Origin of the sequence: Bacillus sp. JNUCC-22, assembly GCF_018861275.1 — a bacterium.
GTDB classification, from domain to species: domain Bacteria; phylum Bacillota; class Bacilli; order Bacillales; family Bacillaceae; genus Bacillus; species Bacillus velezensis.
The window spans coordinates 172,501-192,333 of sequence record NZ_CP076408.1; the positions used below are offsets into that span (position 1 = coordinate 172,501).

Below are 19,833 nucleotides of genomic sequence, written 5' to 3' on the forward strand. Positions count from 1 at the left end.
ACAGCCAGAACGCAGTTTGTACGGGATATTCATCTAAGCTCCAGCCGACGGCGATCGGAAGGAGTGAACCTCCTAATCCGTTTGAAGCGAGCAGAATACTGGTAGTCGTTTCTGTCTTTCCGGGATAAAAATGATTCGTGATGATTAGGGCTATCGCAAACATGCCTGCCATGAACACTCCTAAAAAGAAGCAAAGGGCAAAACCGAACCATACGTTTTTGCTTAATGCTAATACGGTAAGTGCAGCCAGACCGCCAATGCTTATGAGACGGAGATAACGGTGATATGTCAGCTTTTCTGATACCGGGCCTGTTAATAACCTACCGATGATCATCCCCGTCCAATACACTGTAACTGTTATCGTTGCCAAAGAGTTGGGGATATCCCATTTCTCAGCGAAAATGGAGGGGATAAAATGTACAATTGAAACTTCACTGCCGCCGTAAAAGAAGAAGTAAGCACCCGCCAAGGCAATAAACAGCAATCCGTGTGACCGATAACCGGTGCTTTCTTTTTTAGTGTCATCGGAAGAGACCTCTTTGCGGATGAGAAGCTGATCAATACTGCCGAAACTCATCTGCTTCCATGCGATTAAGAGTGCAAAACTGGATAACCCTAATACTAAAAAAGCAATTGTCCACATGTGGTTGTTGATAAGAAAGCCTGAGAGCAGAGGCATGAACAGCGCACCTAATCCGTAGGCCACTTCCATCTTGCTCATGGCCACAGCCTGTCTTTCTTTAATAGCGGTGAGGATGATCGTGCCTACACAGGATTCCACCAATCCGGCGCCAAGCCCCGCGATGCTGACGAGAAGAAAGAGCAGCGGCCAGGGCGGCAGGAAGGTGATGAACATTTCACAGCTGATGAGTGCCAGGCCAAAGATAACGACGTTTTTGCGCCCAAGCTTTTTCACCATGTAAGGCATTCCGATGACACCGATGAGAAAGCCCATGAACTGAGAGAAGACCAATACTCCGCCATTACTGTAGCTTTGTGAATAATGTGTGAGTAACTCAGGCAGTACGGCTCCCAGAATAACAAGTGTAAAAGCAATCGATCCATAAGAAAAACAGCTTATCCACAGCAGACGAGTTTTCATCATTTTATCTCCTTATTGGTAAAATCATATTTCTCTCTACTCGTATGACATGATGTTTTTACAAAAAATCCAAGTATTGTTACTATATCACATAACTTTTTCTCGTACATCCCTTATGGTAACGTTAACAAATTGTTAACATTTTTTACAAGAAAGATCGTTGACATTATTTTCAATAATTTATACGATAAAAAGCGAAATTCTAATAATTTCATAGGGGTGGTATTTGTGGGAACGAAGGAAATCACGAATCCAGACAGCTTGTATTACAGTGTTGACGATGTAGTAATGGAGCGCGGAGAAGGGATTTACCTGTACGATCAAGAGGGAAATGAGTACATTGATTGCGCCTCTGCCACGTTTAACTTGAATTTAGGATACGGTAACAAAGAGGTCATTGATACGGTTAAAGAACAAGCCGATAAGCTCATCCATGTAACATCATCTTTTCAAACAGACGCCGTAAATAAACTGGCAGAAAAACTAGCAGAAATCGCCCCCGATAATCTCACAAAAGTACACCCTAAAGTCAGCAGCGGTTCCGGTGCAAATGAAGGAGCTATTAAAATGGCTCAGTATTACTCCGGAAAAACCGATGTCATCTCCTTATTTCGAAGCCACCTCGGACAAACGTATATGACTTCCGCTTTGTCCGGCAACTCATTCAGAAAAGAACCTTTCCCGCCGCAAATTTCTTTTGGCCTGCAAGTCCCCGATCCCTATTGCAGCCGCTGTTTTTATAATCAGAAACCTGATTCATGCGGTATGCTGTGCGTAGAAAGAATTAATGATTTTATTGAGTATGCGAGCAATGGAAAAATTGCCGCCATGATTATTGAACCGATATCCGGAAACGGTGGAAATGTCGTTCCGCCTAAAGAGTATTTTAAACAGCTGAGAAAGCTTTGTGATGAACATGATATCGCTCTGATTTTTGATGAAATTCAGACCGGATTCGGACGGACGGGCAAAATGTTTGCCGCGGACCACTTCGATGTGAAACCTAATATGATGACGGTAGCAAAGGGGCTCGGGGGCACAGGCTTCCAAGTCGCCGCCACTCTGACGGAGGACAAGTATACCGGGCTTCCGGGGTATACGCACTCCTTCACATACGGCTCAAATGTGATGGCCGCCGCTGCCGCTTGTAAAACCATAGATATCATGCAGCGACCGGGATTTTTGGAAAATGTAACGACGGTCGGTCAATATATTATGGATCGCTTAGAAACGATGAAAGAGGATTTCGCTTTTATTTCTGAGGTAAGAGGCGTCGGTCTTATGATCGGTGTGGAGATTGTTAAAGAGAACAATGAACCGGATGTGGAGCTGACCAATTATATTGCAAAACGGGCAATGGATTACGGGCTGATTCTCCGGACATCCCGTTACGGCTTCGGAAATGTCTTTAAAATCCGTCCGCCTTTAACCATAACACTTAGTGAAGCCGAAGTGCTCTGCTACAGACTTCGCAAGCTATTGGAGGAAATCAAGTGAGAGACTATATCATTGAGCTTGGACAATTTGTTTATCAAAAGGTGAAAAATCAAAAAGGCACGCTGAAAAACCGGCTCGTAAACGGCTATTCTCCGGGAGGCGACGCCCAATTTAACATAGACGCCGCTGCTGAGGAGGCGGTGCTGGATTATATTCAAGAAAAGGGCCATCCGGTTGCTTTTTACACGGAGGATGGCGGCCTGAAGCTGATTGGAGAAGATCCGCAATATATTTTAATTGTAGATCCGATAGACGGAACGCGCCCGGCTGCCGCGGGACTTGAAATGTCGTGTATTTCGATTGCGCTTGCTTCGTATAAGCCAAACGCAAAGATTAAGGATATCGAATTTGCTTTTTTACTTGAATTGAAATCAGGCGCTTATATGTACGGTGATATATACAGCGATGCCATTCATTTTGAAGGGTATCATGGAGAATTGCCGAATTTGAGCGAAGTGCGGGATATTAAAAATATGTTTTGGAGCCTTGAATTTAACGGGCATCCGGCGCAGCTGATGACGGACGCATACGGCCATCTGATTGACCAGTCGGCCAATAATGGCGGGGTTTTTGTTTTCAACAGCGCTTCTTATTCGATTTCACGAATTATCACGGGGCAGATGGATGCTTATGTGGATATCGGCAATCGTCTGCTGAAAGATGATCCGAAGCTGCTTTCAGATTTTCAGCAGGTCGGGAACGGACAGGTGCTGCATTTGTTTCCTTATGATATTGCCGCAAGCGTCTTTTTGGCGAAGAAGGCGGGAGTGGTCATTACGGATGCGTACGGCCGGTCTTTGGACGAAACGCTTCTGACAGATTTAAGTTATCAGAATCAGCAATCATGTATTGGGGCATCAACGAAGGAGCTTCATCAAACATTGTTAGACCAAATCCGCTGGGGCAGAAAGGAAGAGAAATATGAAGGCGTTGGTCTGGACTCCTAATGATAAGCTTGAATATCAAGAGGTGGACGAGCCTCAAATTCGGAAATCCAATGATGTGAAAGTGAAAATTTTCGGCACCGGTATCTGCGGAACGGACTTAAATGTGCTGAAAGGAAAAATGAATGCAACCCATCATATGATTATGGGGCATGAATCGGTGGGAGCGGTCGTGGAAATCGGACCGGACGTGACAAATGTAAAAGTCGGAGACCGCGTCGTGATAGATCCTACGCAGTTTTGCGGGAAATGTCATTATTGCCGGAGAGGGCTGACGTGTTATTGCGAAACCTTCGAGGATTGGCAGCTCGGAATCGGGGCGCACGGAACGTTTGCGGAATATTACGTGGGGGAAGACAGGTTCATGTACAGAATTCCGGATTCAATGGAATGGGAGCGGGCCACATTGGTTGAGCCTCTCTCCTGTGTGCTGAATGTTGTGGACAAGGCTTCGATTCAGCCGGAGGACTCGGTCTTGGTTTTGGGGTCGGGACCGATCGGACTGCTTGTGCAAATGATGGTGAAAAAACTGGCGCGATTGACGGTTGCGACTGAAATAGGCAGTTTCCGAAGCGAGGCGGCAAGCCGGATATCGGATTATGTCTACCACCCTGAAGCATTAACCGCGGATGAAGTGAAACGGATTAATCAAGGAAGAAAATTTGATGTGATTTTTGACGCGATCGGCAACCAGCTTGATTGGGCTTATCCTTTTATTGAAAAGGGAGGCAGAATCGTGCCGATGGGCTTTGATGATACGTATGAGATGACGGTCAGGCCGTACCAGCTGCTGTCAAACGGCGTAACGATTGTGGGCACAGGTGAAGCCCGCCAGATCATGGAAGCCGCGTTAGCATGCGCGTCCGACCTTCCGCAGCTCTATGATTTTATTACGGAAAAGACGGAACTGAAGAATTATGAAGAAGCCATTGATCATCTCATGGGCATCGACCCGGTGACAAAAGAAAGAAAGGATATCAGCGCAATAAAAACGATTCTTGTGTCTGATCCGGAACTTTTATAAAAGCGGAAACGGCTCCAGTGAGAGCCGTTTTCTTTTCTTATTTATACGGTCTTGCACATTTCTTTAAAGTTTAATATGATACTCTTTGTTAACAATTCCTTTCCTCAACGGCATTATACTCTGAGCGTGTCCTCTTTTTCCCCGTAAGCTTGCCTCATATTCCCCAGATGAAAATCAATGTTTCCAACTGATAGGGTGCGGATTTTTATAGTGAAAAGGAGTCGTTATCATTTGAAAGATTATACGTTACAGCAGCAATGGTTCGGGAATGTCCGTAAAGACATTCTGGCCGGTATTCTGGTTGCTCTCGCTCTGATCCCTGAGGCGATCGGATTTTCAATTATTGCAGGTGTCGATCCGATGGTCGGCCTTTATGCATCATTTTGTATTGCGATTATTATTTCTATCTTCGGCGGCAGACCGGGAATGATTTCAGCCGCTACGGGTTCAATGGCGGTTGTCATGGTGACATTGGTGGCTGATTACGGGCTGCAGTATTTGTTTGCGGCAACCATTTTGACAGGTATTATTCAATTTATTCTTGGTGTCAGTAAGATAGCGAAATTGATGAAATTTATTCCGCGTTCGGTCATGATCGGATTTGTGAATGCTTTGGCGATCTTGATTTTTTCTGCGCAGCTGCCCCAGTTCAAAGGAGCTTCATGGGTCATGTACGCCATGCTTGCCGGATCACTGGCTATCATATATCTATTGCCGAAGGTTACGACGGCTGTGCCGTCTCCGCTGGTGGCGATTTTTGTCATGACGATCATTGCGGTGGTCTTCCATGCGGATGTCCGCACGGTCGGTGATATGGGCGGGATCACAAGTTCACTTCCGCATTTCTTGATACCGGATGTTCCGTGGACGTTTGAGACATTGCGGATTATTTTCCCGTATTCTCTGGCGCTTGCTTTCGTCGGATTGCTTGAGTCATTGCTGACAGCCCAGATCATTGATGAAATGACGGATACGGATAGTGATAAGAACAAAGAAAGCCGCGGACAAGGCATCGCCAATATTGTGAACGGATTTTTCGGAGGCATGGCCGGATGCGCCATGATCGGCCAGTCTGTCATTAATACGAAAGCCGGCGGACGCGGCCGGTTATCGGCTTTTACCGCCGGCGCGTTTTTAATGTTTTTAATTGCCGTATTAAGCGGTATCATCGTGAAAATTCCGATGGCTGCGCTGGTGGCCGTGATGGTTATGGTGTCCATCGGCACGTTCGACTGGTCATCGATTAAAGGTTTGCGGAAAGCGCCCCTTACTGATTCGATCGTTATGGTTATTACCGTCGTGACGGTCGTCCTGACAAATGATTTATCAAAGGGTGTCTTCGCGGGTGTGCTATTAAGCGCGATCTTCTTTACGGCTAAAATTTCTAAGCTGAAGATTGTGTCACATTCCGAACAGAAAGATGTCAGAACTTATAAGGTAACGGGACAGATCTTTTTTGCTTCCGTGTCTGAACTGATGAATGCCATCGTTTATGATGAAAACGTGAAACGGATTGTCATTGATTTGACCGATGCCCACGTGTGGGATGATTCGGGAGCGGCGGCTCTTGAGAAAATTGTCGCCAAATGTAAAGAATACGGAATTGAGGCTGAATTAAAGGGATTAAATCAGAAAAGCCGAGATTTAATGAAACAAATGGCATAGAATTTGTGAAGTCCGGATGAATATATCCGGGCTTTTTTTCGGTTAAATTTGCCGGGGTGCATTGTTATAATGAATGAGATTTGAAAACCGTGATATAGGAGACTTGCATATGATGTGGCTTCAGAAGTTGAACCAAGTGTTGGGGAGAATCATGCCGCTTTTGACTCCGTCAAGTGTGGCGGCGGGTGTGCTGTTATCTCAGCATATCAGCTGGATGGCCGGCGCTGTGCCGTGGATATTTGCATTTATTACATTTACGGGCAGTCTGAGTGCCAATTTTCATTCGCTGAAGCGCAGTATCGAGAAGCCGCTACCGATGATCATGGCATTGTTTGTTTTGCATATTTTCATGCCTGTTTTTGCATGGGGAAGCGGCCATCTGATTTTCAGCGGTGACCCTTTAACTGTGACGGGGCTGATTATGGGTGTGGTGATTCCGACCGGAATTACGAGTTTGATTTGGGCTGCGATGTATAAGGGGAATGTCGGATTGACGCTGTCGATTATCCTGGTTGATACCGTGCTTTCTCCTTTTATCGTACCGTTAAGCCTGTCTGTCCTGGCCGGGGCGAATGTTCAGATGGATGTGTGGGGAATGATGAAAGGGCTGGCGGAGATGGTGGTGATTCCGTCCATCGCAGGGATGATAGTCAACCAGTTTTCCCCGCCGGTAAGGACTCAGGCAATAAGCCGGTCGCTGTCTCCTTTTTCAAAAATCTGTCTGATGATTGTCATTGCCATTAACAGTTCGGAAATCGCGCCGTATGTCACGCACGTGGATATCAAATTTGCGGGCATCGCAGGCATGGTATTTTTTATTGCCATGACGGGTTATGCCGTGGCATGGCTGATCGGAAGGCTGATGAAGCGGAGCCAGGATGAAATTGTGTCTCTGATTTATACGGGGGGCATGCGCAATATCAGCGCTGGAGCCGTTCTCGCCGTGTCTTTTTTTCCGTCTCAAGTGGCGGTTCCGGTCGTCATCGGGATGCTCTTTCAGCAAATCCTTGCCGCTTTGTTCGGCTATTTGCTGAGACGCTTTGAGCTTAAGCCGGTCGTGATCAAGTATGAAAAAAACCGCTCAGTCACGTGAGCGGTTTTTTCCGTACAGCCAGCTTAGTGCTGCATTGAATTGTCGTTTGAATGCTTCTTGATGGTGCACGGCGTCCTCTTCAACAGTGAAAGAGAGCTGAGATTGAGAAAAGCCTTTTTCCCTCAGGCTTTCATGCACGTCTTTATTTTGTCGGATCATGTTGTTTTGGATGTTGTTTTTATGCTCAGCTTCGCGGCTGCCGACAGACATATAGATACGCCGCCGTGCCGGACGCAAAGATGCGGAGCGGACATAATCTGCTGATTTTTCATACCAGAAGGAACCAGAAATACAACCGATTCTGCCGAATATTTCAGGCTTTTGGAGCATCGCATATATCGAAAACAGTCCGCCTAATGACGCGCCGATCAGTCCTCTCGTTTCCGGATGTGCAGAAATGTGATGCATATCTTCTACAGTTGGAATGATGACATTTGTCAGCTCCTCGAGAAAGAGCCTCCCTTTGCCGCCGAAATCATGAAACGCAGGGCTCAGGGAAGGCGCGGGCCACGGCGTGTACTCATCGAGCCTGTCAGCCGGTTTGATGCCGATGAAAATCAATTCGGGAAGTGTTCCGTTCGCAAATTGGGATTCAAGCTTATCCATCTGTTCTAAAAACAAAGAACCCCCGTCCAGTACGTACACACAGGGTAAAGCCCCTGTTTGAACCGAATAGGAGGGAGGAAGATACACAGTGCATTCCTTTCCGTTTATCCGGTGTTCTGTAAGGGTGCCTCTCATGCATCCAGCCCCTTCTTTTGCTTAAACAGAAGAAAAAAGAAATAAGGAACGCCGAGAATCGCAAGAATAATTCCCGCCGGCACTTCTGAAGGCTGAAAGAACAATTTGCCCGCAAAGTCGGCGGATATGACGAGGAGCATACCGACCAATCCGCTGACCGGTAATGAGTATCTGTGCTCAATCCCGGCGAGCCTGCGGGAAATATGGGGCGCGATCAGTCCGACAAATGCCATGCTGCCCGCTGCTGTTACACATGCGCTGATCAAAGCGATGCAGGCAATGAGTAAAATCGTTTTTTCTTTATTGGTTGAAACACCGAGGCTTTTCACCGTGTCCTCATCGAAACGAATGGTATCCAGCAATGACGTTTTCGCCATAAGCAGAGGAATGAACAAGATCAGCCACGGAAGGATCGCCGTAATGGTCATCCAGTTTGCCGACCAGATGCTGCCGTTTTTCCAAACCATCGCCATCTCATAATCCTGCGGGTCCATTTTTAATGAAAGAAATAAAGACAGCGCGCTGAATCCGGAGTTCATGGCGATCCCGACGAGAATAATTCTGCCCGATTCCAGATGCCCCCGGTGCCAGGCGAAAATATAGATCAGCACGGCCGCCATCAATCCTCCGATGAGGCCGAAGACAGGCATACCCATCGCAGAGGCAAGTGCCGTCGCTTCAGATTGTCCCTGAAACAGAAGCATAAACGTGACGATTCCGGCTCCGGCTCCTGCATTTATGCCCAAAATACCGGGATCGGCAAGACCGTTTTTGGTAATGGCCTGAATAACGGCTCCGGCTATCCCCAACCCGAGTCCGATGGCAGCCGCCATGACAATGCGCGGCAGCCTCAGCTGAAACAGCAAAATGTCATATTGCGGATTCGGATGGATGCGGAAAAGCGTACTGAGCAGTTCACCCGGCTTTGCGGAAAAAGAACCGCTTGTCATGCTGAAATAGCTTACGAGCAATATGAGAGCAATCAGAATGATATAAATTCCGGCCATTTTACGCACCACGCTGATCCCCTCCTTTTCTTTTAATCAAATAAAGAAAGAAAGGAACACCGATGATAGAAGTGACAACTTCAATAGGCGTCTCAAACGGATAATTGATGAATCGGCTGGCAAGATCGCAAAGGGTCAGGAAGACGCCGCCGATGATGCACGCGCATGGGATCAGCCTGCTGTAGTCCGATCCGACGAGAAAACGTGTGATGTGCGGAACGACCAAACCGACAAAGGCAATTTTTCCGGCGAGTGCCACCGAGCTTCCGGTCAATATGACAACGGCCGCCATCGCCATGAGTTTGATGGTTCTTTTCTGCTGTCCCAGACTTTTTGAAATGTCGTCTCCTAATGATACGGCAGTGACCTTTTTGCTGAGAATCATGGCCGTGATGATTCCGATTGCAAAAAACGGGATGGCCAGTTTCAAAAAATCAGGGTTCATTTGATGCAGTCTCGCACTGTACCAAAAACTGAGATCCTGCGAAATTTGAAAATAAATCGAAAGCGCAGCCGACAGACTGCTGAGAAGCATACTGGTCACCGTTCCGATAATGGCAAGCTGCACCGGGGTAAAACCGCCGGGAAGAATGGAGGCCAGCCCGAAAACAAGAGCGGCGCCGAATGCGGAACCGATAAACGAGTATATGATCATTTCAATGGATGTCGATTGAGGGAGCAATACCATGCAAAGGGTGATGATAAAAGCGGAGCCGTCCGACACACCCATGATCGAAGGCGAGGCCAGATAGTTCCGTGTGATTCCCTGCATGAGCGCTCCGGAAACAGCAAGGGCGGCGCCGATAAACATAGCGCCGGCAGCCCTCGGGATTCTTGAATGCCATATGATCTGATGGTCGGTATTCTCCGGATTAAAGTGCAGCAATGCGGAGAACACGGTATGGAAGTCAAGCTGCTTTGCACCGTATAAAACGGAAAGCAGCAGTGACAGAACAATGGCAATCGGTGAAGCAATGATAATAATGTGTGTCCGCCGTTTTGCATACATGTGAAAAACCTACTCTTTATTAGTCTTGAGTCAATTTGTCAGCCGCAACCTGTAAGAAGCGGATTTTACTCCAAGCGGTTCCGCCTTGGGCTAATGGATCGATCGTATTGACGTATACATGGTCTTTTTTGACTGCCGTCAGGCTCTTCCAGATCGGATTTTTCTCTAAGTCTTTCAAAGCGTCCGGCTTATCTGCGTTTTCGTCATCAGAGAATTGTACAAAGATGTGGTCAGGGTTCATTTCGCTTAATTTTTCAAGAGAAATCAGTTCTTGCGCTTTCGCCGCTTTGACTTCGTCCGGCGCCTTCAGGCCTAAATCACCGTAAAGCGTGGAGTTGAAATATACTTGTTCAGGATAAATATAAATATTGCCTTGTCTGATTCTGATGACCAGCGCGTTTGACTGTTTCGCTTTGCTGTTGATCTTTGTTTTTGTCTTTTTCAGGTCCTGTTCGTAATCTGCGATGATTTCTTTCGCTTTTTTCTCTTTATCTGTAAGCTGGGCGAGCAGCATCATGTTTTCTTTCCAGTTTGATGAGATATGAGAGACAGGGATCGTTTCGGCGGTGCCGCTCAATTTTTTCAACGTTTTTTCCGGGAATTTGGTTGATGCCAGAATGACGTCCGGCTGCAGCTCAAGAATTTTTTCCGTATTCGGCTGCATTTTTTCCCCCGTTGATACGGATTTATCTGTAATATCTTTAAACAGTTCCGGGAATTTGCCGGAGAAAGAAATTGCTCCTGCCGGATGAACGTCAAGCAATTTGGCGTCTTCCATTGACTCTACGCTGCCTGTAATGGCGATTTTGTCAGTCGGCGCTTTGACTTCATATGTTTTTCCGAGGTATTCGATTTTCTTTTTATCTGAAGAAGCGTCCTTTCCTTTACTTGCTGTATCGGATGTTTCTGAGCTTCCGCAAGCCGCGGCCGTGAAAGCCAAAAGCAAAATCATGAAAGCGAATGCCAATTTCTTCATCTATTGTTCCTCCTGTTCAATTGATAACTATTATCAATTGGAATTATAGAGAAGGAACAGGGATAAGACCATGGATAATTTCCGGTATTACCATGGACGATCTTCGGATAAAATGGAAATGCTTTGCTCGATCATCCGCTGATGTCCGCTTGGAGAATATTCAATCCATGGGTCAGATGATATGGGAAACACGCATTTATTGCTGACGGCTCTAAGGTTCTGCCATATTCCGGTCTGCTGAATCCGCTGAAAATAACGAAGCGTTTCCGGTTCTTTACAAGTGAAAAGCATGATGCAGTCAGCCTGGCAATCCGCCAGCATTTCTAAGGAAATCTTTTCGTCAGGAGCAAAAGATTCCGGTTTTGCGGAGGCAAAGCCTAAATCACCGAAGAAGACATCCTCAATACTGTTGTTATGGGCGATGTACATATTTTCTTTATATACACGGACAAATAAGAACCGCTGATGCCGCACGTGTTTCAGAGCATCTTTCGCTGAATGGGCGAGACTTTGATAAGCTTTAAGCCAGTGCCGCGCTTCCTGCTCTTCATTCAAATATGCGGCGGTGCGAAGAAACTGGTCTCTCCAATTCTCTTGAGCCGGAAGGTAAAAAACGTCAGTGATGTCATTCAGGCGCTGTTTTTCTTCTTCACTGACAGAATCAAGACTGAAAATGATGTCCGGGGCAGCTTGGGAAAGCGTGTGCAGGTTCTCTTCCCAATTTGCATTATAGCGGTAAGCACTCAGGTGAACCGGAATATCGGAAGAGAATTGTTTGTAATAATAGGCCGTCCATTTCGGGTGCAGCGCCGCAGCATAAGGCACGTGATGCAGAGGAATCAGATGCCCCATCGTTTCTTTTCCGTACGCGGCCATTTTTGTGCGCCTTTTTTTCATATAGCTTGTAGGTGAGCTGCCGGTATGTTTTTTAAAGATGCGGCTGAAATAAAATTCGTCTTGGTAGCCGATTTGATGAGCGATTTCCCGCAGTTTGCAGTTTGCCTTGGCCATCAGTTTTTTCGCATTGGTTATGCGGATGTCTGTGATATATTCAGTTACGCTCTGTCCGTATAGTTTTTTAAAGGTTTCACTGTAATGCTTGGGACTGATTCCCGCCATATGAGCGAGCTGGGTGAGCGTGATTTTTGTGTCGGACTGAGCATGTATGAATTGTTTTGTCTGTTCGATCGCCGCTTTCGTATTATTTTGATGGCATACTTTTGCGGCATATAGGTCGTACATCAGCTGCTGAAAGTCGGCTGTATATTTCATTTTCTGCAATGCATCCGCCGATCGCACGTTTTCAGAAAGTGACTGAAGCCGGCTTGTCAAATGATCAACCGTTTGTAAATTCATTTGCTGAAGTCCGTGGAAGATGTCTTCCCCGTTATCCGGAAGCATCGCTTCATCATCTGATGAATAGGAGAAAACACGGAGTCTGACGATATACAAATGGATGCCGCCTGACGGTATAGGGGCAATATTGAATGTCTCATCACAAGGACAGATGTAGAGCGTTTCCTTCTGCAGCGGAAAGCTGTCTGTTCCGATATCAATTTGTCCCTCGCCTTTCACATGAAAGATCAATACGGGGGAATCAGTGAGCTGATGCTCTGACAGAAGGTCGGCTGTTTTTTTTACGGAGATGATATCAATGGGCTGAAAGAATAATATGTTTTTCATGAGAAACCACCTTTTAGGAAACATTCATTTAAATGATAACTGTTATCATTTAAATTGTACCAAATAAATGAATGTTTTCCTATAAAAAGCGGAAATGTGAAATGCGTCAAAATGTTACACGTGTAACACGAATGTTGTCAGTATATGAGGTATTGTTTTCTTATAGTTTTGAATTGGTCCAGCCGGCGTTGATATGTGCCGGTGATGTCTTCAATGGAAGTGCCTTTTTCTATTTTTTTGCGTACCCAGCCGTTACCGATCAGCTTGTCAAAAGAGCCTGTCGGCAAGAATGAAAAGTCATTCGGATATAAGTCATGCATGGTTTTCAGAATGGAAAGCCCTGTTTTTGCCGCTTCAAATGTGTTTCTGTTTGTTACGTAGACTTGTACGCCGTGGCACAGCTTGCTCTGGTGCTTGGAGAAGCTGGGGATAAATGATGCGGCTCTGAAGGTGACGCCCGGAAGCTTGAGACTGTTCAGGCGTTCTTCAAGCTCGGTGCTTTTCATATAAGGCGCGCCGATCAGTTCAAACGGCTTTGTCGTGCCCCTTCCTTCGGATACGTTTGTGCCTTCGATTAGTCCTGTCGCCGAATATGCGAATATGCTGTCCGGGGTCGGGATATTAGGCGAAGGGAGGACGAACGGCAGACCGGTATCTTCAATTGTCATCGTCCGCTTCCAGCGCTTCATTTTTACGACGGTTAGGTCGGCGCCAATATGAAACTCTTTATTGAATAAAAGAGCAAGTTCACCGATCGTCATGCCGTGCTTCAGCGGGATCGGATACAGTCCGACAAATGAAGCGTAATCCGGTTCAAGAACCGGGCCGTCCGGATTTCGTCCGCCTTGCGGATTCGGCCGGTCCAAGACATAAAAAGGAATGCCTTTTTCTTTTGCCGCTTCCATGGCATAGGCCATTGTATAAATGTAGGTGTAGTATCGCGTTCCGACATCCTGAATATCGAAAATCAGCACATCTGTATCTTTCAGCATGTCAGGCGTCGGTTTCCTCGTTTCCCCGTACAGGCTGTAGACGGGAAGCCCTGTTTTTTCGTCTATATAGGATGTGACTTTGTCTCCGGCCTGAGCATCGCCGCGGACACCGTGCTCCGGTCCGAATAATGCCGTCAAGTGGATGTCTGGTGCCTCATACAGCACGTCAACGCTGCTTTTCAATGAATTGTTCACACCGGTCGGGTTGGTGATCAGCCCGACCCTTTTTCCCTTCAGTTCCTGTTTATAATCTTTCAGCAGGCGGTCGATGCCTGTTTGGATGCTTGGTTTCTTGGCGGTATGAAGGTTTCTGTCAGAAGCCGCCGAGACTGCCGTCATAGCACTGATGACGACTAATCCGGCAAGAAGCGCAGCCGTTTGTGTTTTCATGATCAGTCCTCCTGTTTAAAGCGGTTTTCCGGTCTTCAGATTGATACCGAAACCATAAGGATACAGTGTCGTTCCCGGATGCGTGACGGAAGGAATGTCAGCGGGCAGCCTGCCTTGCGGTTTTGTCTGTCCGAATATCGCTTCAACGCCTGCCGGAATGTTTGGCTGGAGAAATTGTCCGTCTGTATATCCTTTAAAGCCGTAGACTGCGATAAGGGCTTCAGCTTCTTCAAAGTTCGCAGCGTCATATGGATTACGCAGGCTCATCAGCACAAAGGGTTTTTGGTTCGATTGTGCGGCTTTCATGACGGCCCGCGGAAATGCAGTTGTCCACTTGCCGGGATCTGTGACGGAATCGTCAATCACGCCGTCGTTTACGACAGGATCATTTTTCACAACATATGAGCCTGTAATCACGTAATCAGCGTCAGATATCTGCTTTTTGTGTTCATCATGAAATGTACGCTCGGCGAAGTTCATTTTACTGATGGTTACCGGCCGGATTTTTTTCTTTTTGATGAGCTGCCGAATGGTTTGTTCCATTGACGCTGTTTGATCTTCATATGGAGCGGCAATGAGAACGCGGCTGTTCTTTTTCGGTTTGAATGGGAGCGTGCGGTTTTTGTTTTGTAAGACGGTGACAGACCTTTCCGCGATTTGTTTTTCCGCTTTCAGGTGATTTTTGCTGCCGACGGTTTTCTTTGCTTTTGCAATCTTCTTTTTCAGATTTTTCTCTTTCGGGGAGGGATATATCCCTCTTTTTATTTTCAGGGAAATGATGCGTTCCGCTGATTTGTTAATTTGCTGCAGCGGAATTTCCCCTTTTTGTACCGCCTTTTTTAAAGCAGAATGAACCCGGGCAAAGCGGTTTTCCGTTTGCAGCGATGTCACTTGGGCCGGCATCAGGGCAATATCGACTCCTGCTTTTACGGCCATGACGACCGCCTCTTCCTGGCCGAAATGATCGGCAATGGCTTTCATATTTAATGCATCCGTAACGATGACGCCGTTAAATCCCATTTCTCCACGGAGAAGATGAGTCATCACTTTTTTCGAGAGTGTGGCGGGTACGAGGATGTCTGAACCGTCCAGCTTGCTTTTATAGGTTGTATCGTCAAACGCGGGAAATTGCACATGGGCTGTCATGATCATATCAGCTCCGGCCTGAATGGCCTTCCGGAACGGATAAAGTTCAATCTGACGCAGCCTTTCTTGATTGTGGGTGACAAGCGGAAGGCCGTAGTGGCTGTCGACATCCGTGTCGCCGTGTCCCGGGAAATGTTTGACGGCGGCAGCGACATCCTGCTTTTGCTGGGCCTTCATTGAGGCAAGACCGAGTGAAGCTGTCAGATCTCGGTCTGAACCGAAGGACCTGACGCCGATGACAGGATTTCCGGGATTATTATTGATATCGAGAACGGGAGCGAAGTTCGTATTAATGCCCAGTGCTTTCAGTTCTTTCCCGATAATGGCGCCGGTCTGGGACGCGTAGGCTGTTTTTCTCGCGGCTCCGAGCGCCATATTGCCCGGGAAATGAGTGCCTTCACCAAGTCTAGTTACGATGCCGCCCTCCTGATCAATGCTTAATAATAGCGGAATGTCAGGGCTCGCCTTTTGAAAGGCATCTGTCAGGCGTACCGTTTGCTCAGTGTTTTTTACGTTTTCTGCAAATAAGATAACGCCGCCGAACCGGTACTTTTGAATAAGCCCTGCGACTTCGTCATTCATTTGGGTAAGAGCCTCAGGTGATGACTGCCCCTTTTTTTTCCAATTGCGAAAGTCAGGCATGAGCATCTGCCCTAATTTTTCATCTAATGTCATACGGGATACCGCTTGTTCCGCCTGTGACGGAATGTCCGGTTTTGTCGATGCATGATGCGTGCCGAAAACAATGAATAACAGTAATACAGCTGAGATGACAAGTTTCATGATGGTGCCCTCCTGCCGTCATAGTTTGGACAAAAGACATGGGTTGTCATTCAATGGCTTCATAAATCGTTTTTATGACGCTGCCGTAGCTTCCGGTCGGGAAAAGATCCCCTTCAAAAACATTCGGGTTTTCACCGGGACTGACGACGGGGGAATGCTTTTTATTGGTCAAAAGTGCGATCCCCAGCTTATAAGCGGGATCAATAATCGTGATGGTGCCGGTCCATCCTGTATGGCCATATGCCTGCCTGCTTGCATAAGGGCCGAACATCCACTCCATATCCGGGCTGCCGTTTTTCCGCCAGCCGAGAGCGAAAGTCGGATCAGAGGATGACGCCGTTGTGAACAAATCGGCCGTTCTTTTATTGAAGAGAGAAACGTGTTTATAACTGCCTCCGTTCAGCATGACTTGAAGAAGGACGGCCATATCATCAGCTCTGGAAAACAGCCCGGCGTGACCGGACACCCCTCCCATGGAGTAAAATGCTTTTTCATCGTGAACTTCCCCCCGCAGCGTATACGTCCTGATGTGAGGGAAATGGATGACTCCGTCACGTGTGTTGCCTAAACGTTCAGTAGCTGCGAATGCTTTTTCTTTAAAGCCTTTTTGCAGCGGGTTGAACAGTGTGTGCGTCAGTTTCAGCGGTTTGTACAGTTCTTGTTCCGCATAGGTATCAAGGGTTTTTCCGGTTATGCTTTCAATGATGCAGCCGAGAATCATGTAACCGATATCGCTGTATACTTGTTTTGTTCCCGGCTTGTATTCAAGCGGGATTTGGGTGAGAAAACGGATCGTTTTATCCCGTTCTTGTGAATATAAAGGGCCTGCGGTGTCCGGCTGATAGAAATAAAAGCTTGCCGGCAGACCGGATTGATGCTGGAGCACATCGATGACGCGAATGCGGTCTTTTTCTTGAATCGGATCGCTTTTTCTGTCTTTGAAATCAGGAAGGTAAGCCGAGACTTTTTGATAAACATCAAGCTTTCCCTGGCTGACGAGTCGCTGTAATGCAAAATTCGCCGCGTACATTTTTGTATTGGAAGCTAGATCAAACATGGTTGATGTTTTCATTTTTTTCGGACGGGATAAAAGGATGTTCCCGTCATATTTTTTGCTGTAGCCGTATGCTTTCTTTTTAATCACCCGTCCGTCCTTTACGACGACGAGGACGGCTCCGGGGAATCCTGCTGCGATGTCTTTTTCAATCATTTGATCAACCTTTCTGAGCTTTGCTGCGTCGTATAATTTGGATTGGGCTTCGGCTTTGTGCTGCGGCAGGAAAGAGAGGCTGATGACCATTGTGAGTATGGCGGCTGTCAGTGTTTTCATATTCTGATCCCTCCCGGTTTATTCAAATTCAGCAGCCATATCATCCTTAAATCCGAACGCATAAGTGAAGACAAAGCCCGCCGCGTAAGAGATGAAGAGACCGATGATATACAAAACGATTTGAGCCGGCTGTACGAGAAACGAGAGCGGAAGGCCGGAGACACCGATTGAAAAAGTAGCCACCTGAAAATGGGCTTGAAAGGCGCCGCCGATTCCCGCCCCTAAACACGCCGTCAAAAACGGCCGGCCGAGCGGGAGCGTGACGCCGAAGATGAGCGGCTCTCCGATTCCGAGCAGACCGGATGGAAGTCCGCCGCCGATCGCTCTTTTCAATGAGGCTTTTTTTGTTTTCATAAAGATGGCGAAGGCCGCCCCTACTTGACCCGCGCCTCCCATCGCGAGAATCGGAAGAAGCGGGTCATCTCCGATTGATCGGATTAATTCCAAATGTACGGGAGTCAAGCCCTGATGCAGGCCGGTGACAACAAGCGGCAGGAAGGCGGCTCCTAGTACAAACCCTGAGAGCACTCCCCCGACATTCAGCAGCGACAATAAACCTGATGTAATCAGATCAGAAATAAAACCGCCTGCAGGGATAAAAACGACATATGTCACCAGCCCGGTGATAAGTAAAGACAATGTAGGCGTGACGATAATGTCGATGGATTGATGGACGTACTTTCTGATAAACCGTTCGGTATAAGCGATAAAAACCGCAGCGAAAAGAACGCCGATTAATCCTCCCCTGCCAGGGAGCAGATTCTCTCCGAACAAACTGATATTGGCGATCTCAGGGTTAAGGATCAATATGCCCGCAAGGCCGCCCATCGCGGGTGTCCCGCCGAATTCCTTCGCCGCATTGATGCCGACAAGGACGCCGAGGTAAGCGAATAAGCCTGAACCGATAACCGTTAAAATAAGTGCGATTTGGGATTCTTTCGGGAGCCAGCCGGCCTGAATGACGGCTTTCGTAATACCGGTGATTAAACCTGATGCAATGAGTGCGGGAATAAGGGGAATGAAGATGCTTGATATTTTTCTCAGAAACAGTTTGATGGGTGTGGTGTTTTTTCTGTTGAGATCGGCTTTTTTTCGTGAGGCGGCTTCTTTTAAATCAATGTTTTTTCGGGATGACATAAGTTTTGCGAAAGCGTCGGCGACATGATTGACGACACCCGTGCCGAGAATGATCTGCAGTGTTTCGGCTTCGACGACGCCTATTACCCCGTCAAGCTGTTTCAGCGCTTCAATATCCGTTTTGTCCTGATCTAAAGGTGTAATCCTCAGGCGTGTCATACAGTGGGTAAAGCCTGAGATATTCGATGAACCGCCGCAATTGTCCAGGATATCTTTGGCCAGTGACTGATAAAATGCCTCTTTGCTCATGGAGATCCTCCTTTTTCCGTACGATTTTTCCCGGGGAGCTGTGCCTGAAACGCGTCCTAAAAGCGCCTGCGCCGATCATGAAAACGGCGCGGGCTCGTAAAAGCACATTATTTTTCACCAAAGAACGATCAGCGTTCTTTTTCTTTTGAAAGGTGCTGTTCAATGGCTTTATCAATGAAGCCGTCTGATTCTTTGAGCAGTGCCTTCGCGTGTGTTTCATCCGAATTCGTCTTCAGCATGACGATTGCCGTTTTGACATGGCTGCCTGCGGCCTCAAGCGTTTCTTTTGCCTTGTCGTACGGAACGCCCGTGATGCTTTGGATAATGCCGATTGCGCGTTCTTTCAATTTTTCGTTGCTGACATGAACGTCCACCATTAAATTTTCGTACACTTTGCCGCTTTTGATCATCACGGCCGTGGAAATCATGTTCAGAATCATTTTATGTGCCGTCGCCGCTTTCATTCGTGTTGACCCTGTAATCACTTCGGGGCCGACGACGACTTCAATGCTGTGATCGGCATAAGTGCTGATCAACGAGTCCTTATTGCATGTGAGTGCGACGGTTTTGGCGCCGATTGTTCTTGCGTATTTCAGCGCACCGGCCGCATACGGCGTGCGCCCGCTTGCCGCGATGGCGATCACGGTGTCTTCTGCGGTAAGCCCGATCGTTTTGAGATCGAGAGCGCCGGTTTCCTCGCTGTCTTCTATACCTTCAGCCGCTTGCAAAAAGGCGTCTGCCCCTCCGGCCATCAGACCGATGACGGTGTCGGGACTTACGCTGTATGTAGGCGGGCATTCAACCGCATCCAGTACACCGAGCCTGCCGCTTGTGCCCGCTCCCGCATAAATCAGCCTGCCGTTTCGCCGTAAGGACTGATGGGCGAATTGAACGGCAATCTGAATATCGGGCAGCACCTGCTGAACGGCTTCAGCCACTTTGAAATCCTCTTGGTTAATGATGCGGAGAATTTCCATCGTGTCTGCTTGATGGATTGAAGCGGTCTGCGGATTTCTGGTTTCTGTGGTCAATCTGTGAATGTTAAGCCGGTCTGTCATGATTGTA

Annotated in this window: 16 protein-coding genes (1 of these 16 only partly in view); 5 read left to right on the forward strand and 11 right to left on the reverse strand. The window is 47.4% G+C overall.

Features of this window, described 5'->3' with window-relative positions:
- Positions 1 to 1,102: the 5' portion of an MFS transporter gene (locus JNUCC22_RS01000; RefSeq protein ID WP_015239046.1), read on the reverse strand. It extends 110 nt beyond the left edge of the window; only the first 1,102 of its 1,212 coding nucleotides appear in the window; it begins with the start codon at positions 1,100 to 1,102; its stop codon lies off the left edge, out of view.
- 228 nt (positions 1,103 to 1,330) lie between these two features.
- Here JNUCC22_RS01000 and JNUCC22_RS01005 point away from each other — a divergent pair, with 228 nt between their 5' ends.
- The 5 genes from JNUCC22_RS01005 (at position 1,331) to JNUCC22_RS01025 (ending at position 7,325) form a co-directional block, all read left to right on the forward strand.
- Positions 1,331 to 2,599 carry an aspartate aminotransferase family protein gene (locus tag JNUCC22_RS01005; protein WP_216062051.1) on the forward strand — a complete coding sequence of 423 codons (1,269 nt, stop codon included), beginning with the start codon at positions 1,331 to 1,333 and terminating at the stop codon, positions 2,597 to 2,599.
- Positions 2,596 to 3,546 (forward strand): inositol monophosphatase family protein, encoded by a 951-nt coding sequence (locus JNUCC22_RS01010; RefSeq protein ID WP_072588731.1) that lies wholly within the window; start codon positions 2,596 to 2,598, stop codon positions 3,544 to 3,546. Before JNUCC22_RS01005 ends, JNUCC22_RS01010 begins: the two co-directional genes overlap by 4 nt.
- Positions 3,521 to 4,567, forward strand: coding sequence for a zinc-dependent alcohol dehydrogenase (locus JNUCC22_RS01015; RefSeq protein ID WP_032870171.1), 1,047 nt, complete (start codon positions 3,521 to 3,523; stop codon positions 4,565 to 4,567). Before JNUCC22_RS01010 ends, JNUCC22_RS01015 begins: the two co-directional genes overlap by 26 nt.
- Before the next feature lie 231 nt (positions 4,568 to 4,798).
- Positions 4,799 to 6,232 (forward strand): SulP family inorganic anion transporter, encoded by a 1,434-nt coding sequence (locus tag JNUCC22_RS01020; RefSeq protein WP_216062052.1) that lies wholly within the window; start codon positions 4,799 to 4,801, stop codon positions 6,230 to 6,232.
- 151 nt (positions 6,233 to 6,383) lie between these two features.
- Entirely contained in the window at positions 6,384 to 7,325 is a 942-nt protein-coding gene (locus JNUCC22_RS01025) for a bile acid:sodium symporter family protein (protein WP_216062314.1), read from the forward strand.
- On the opposite strand, the gene JNUCC22_RS01030 is transcribed toward JNUCC22_RS01025, so the two are convergent.
- The 10 genes from JNUCC22_RS01030 to murQ all read right to left on the reverse strand — a co-directional run bounded on the left by JNUCC22_RS01030 (position 7,314) and on the right by murQ (position 19,826).
- On the reverse strand, positions 7,314 to 8,066 hold the full coding sequence (locus JNUCC22_RS01030; RefSeq protein ID WP_216062053.1) for an alpha/beta hydrolase: 753 nt from the start codon (positions 8,064 to 8,066) through the stop codon (positions 7,314 to 7,316). The genes JNUCC22_RS01025 and JNUCC22_RS01030 overlap by 12 nt on opposite strands.
- Positions 8,063 to 9,073, reverse strand: a complete 1,011-nt coding sequence (gene feuC / locus JNUCC22_RS01035) for an iron ABC transporter permease FeuC (RefSeq protein ID WP_032872817.1) — start codon at positions 9,071 to 9,073, stop codon at positions 8,063 to 8,065. Before feuC ends, JNUCC22_RS01030 begins: the two co-directional genes overlap by 4 nt.
- A gap of 1 nt (position 9,074) precedes the next feature.
- Positions 9,075 to 10,082 carry a FecCD family ABC transporter permease gene (locus JNUCC22_RS01040; protein ID WP_216062054.1) on the reverse strand — a complete coding sequence of 336 codons (1,008 nt, stop codon included), beginning with the start codon at positions 10,080 to 10,082 and terminating at the stop codon, positions 9,075 to 9,077.
- Positions 10,083 to 10,101: 19 nt separating this feature from the next.
- On the reverse strand, positions 10,102 to 11,058 hold the full coding sequence (locus tag JNUCC22_RS01045; RefSeq protein ID WP_216062055.1) for an iron-hydroxamate ABC transporter substrate-binding protein: 957 nt from the start codon (positions 11,056 to 11,058) through the stop codon (positions 10,102 to 10,104).
- A gap of 87 nt (positions 11,059 to 11,145) precedes the next feature.
- Positions 11,146 to 12,741 (reverse strand): bacillibactin transport transcriptional regulator Btr, encoded by a 1,596-nt coding sequence (locus tag JNUCC22_RS01050; RefSeq protein ID WP_216062056.1) that lies wholly within the window; start codon positions 12,739 to 12,741, stop codon positions 11,146 to 11,148.
- Between the two features lie 137 nt (positions 12,742 to 12,878).
- Complete coding sequence (locus tag JNUCC22_RS01055) at positions 12,879 to 14,123, reverse strand: exo-beta-N-acetylmuramidase NamZ family protein (protein WP_072588735.1); 1,245 nt, start codon at positions 14,121 to 14,123, stop codon at positions 12,879 to 12,881.
- Positions 14,124 to 14,138: 15 nt separating this feature from the next.
- Positions 14,139 to 16,052, reverse strand: a complete 1,914-nt coding sequence (locus tag JNUCC22_RS01060; protein WP_216062057.1) for a glycoside hydrolase family 3 protein — start codon at positions 16,050 to 16,052, stop codon at positions 14,139 to 14,141.
- A gap of 46 nt (positions 16,053 to 16,098) precedes the next feature.
- Positions 16,099 to 17,382 (reverse strand): penicillin binding protein PBP4B, encoded by a 1,284-nt coding sequence (gene pbp4b / locus JNUCC22_RS01065; RefSeq protein ID WP_216062058.1) that lies wholly within the window; start codon positions 17,380 to 17,382, stop codon positions 16,099 to 16,101.
- An 18-nt stretch (positions 17,383 to 17,400) separates the two neighbouring features.
- Positions 17,401 to 18,768, reverse strand: a complete 1,368-nt coding sequence (locus JNUCC22_RS01070; protein WP_216062059.1) for a PTS transporter subunit EIIC — start codon at positions 18,766 to 18,768, stop codon at positions 17,401 to 17,403.
- 128 nt (positions 18,769 to 18,896) lie between these two features.
- Positions 18,897 to 19,826 carry an N-acetylmuramic acid 6-phosphate etherase gene (gene murQ, locus JNUCC22_RS01075; RefSeq protein ID WP_216062060.1) on the reverse strand — a complete coding sequence of 310 codons (930 nt, stop codon included), beginning with the start codon at positions 19,824 to 19,826 and terminating at the stop codon, positions 18,897 to 18,899.
- Positions 19,827 to 19,833 lie beyond the last annotated feature (7 nt).

Excerpts from the sequence above, each read along its gene's own strand:
- JNUCC22_RS01055 (WP_072588735.1), bottom strand. The coding sequence starts at position 14,123 with ATGAAAACACAAACGGCTGCGCTTCTTGCCGGATTAGTCGTCATCAGT.
- feuC (WP_032872817.1), bottom strand. The coding sequence starts at position 9,073 with ATGGCCGGAATTTATATCATTCTGATTGCTCTCATATTGCTCGTAAGC.
- JNUCC22_RS01015 (WP_032870171.1), top strand. The coding sequence starts at position 3,521 with ATGAAGGCGTTGGTCTGGACTCCTAATGATAAGCTTGAATATCAAGAG.
- JNUCC22_RS01050 (WP_216062056.1), bottom strand. The coding sequence starts at position 12,741 with ATGAAAAACATATTATTCTTTCAGCCCATTGATATCATCTCCGTAAAA.
- pbp4b (WP_216062058.1), bottom strand. The coding sequence starts at position 17,382 with ATGAAAACACTGACAGCCGCCATACTCACAATGGTCATCAGCCTCTCT.
- JNUCC22_RS01060 (WP_216062057.1), bottom strand. The coding sequence starts at position 16,052 with ATGAAACTTGTCATCTCAGCTGTATTACTGTTATTCATTGTTTTCGGC.
- JNUCC22_RS01040 (WP_216062054.1), bottom strand. The coding sequence starts at position 10,082 with ATGTATGCAAAACGGCGGACACACATTATTATCATTGCTTCACCGATT.
- JNUCC22_RS01070 (WP_216062059.1), bottom strand. The coding sequence starts at position 18,768 with ATGAGCAAAGAGGCATTTTATCAGTCACTGGCCAAAGATATCCTGGAC.
- murQ (WP_216062060.1), bottom strand. The coding sequence starts at position 19,826 with ATGACAGACCGGCTTAACATTCACAGATTGACCACAGAAACCAGAAAT.
- JNUCC22_RS01045 (WP_216062055.1), bottom strand. The coding sequence starts at position 11,058 with ATGAAGAAATTGGCATTCGCTTTCATGATTTTGCTTTTGGCTTTCACG.
- JNUCC22_RS01030 (WP_216062053.1), bottom strand. The coding sequence starts at position 8,066 with ATGAGAGGCACCCTTACAGAACACCGGATAAACGGAAAGGAATGCACT.
- JNUCC22_RS01025 (WP_216062314.1), top strand. The coding sequence starts at position 6,384 with ATGCCGCTTTTGACTCCGTCAAGTGTGGCGGCGGGTGTGCTGTTATCT.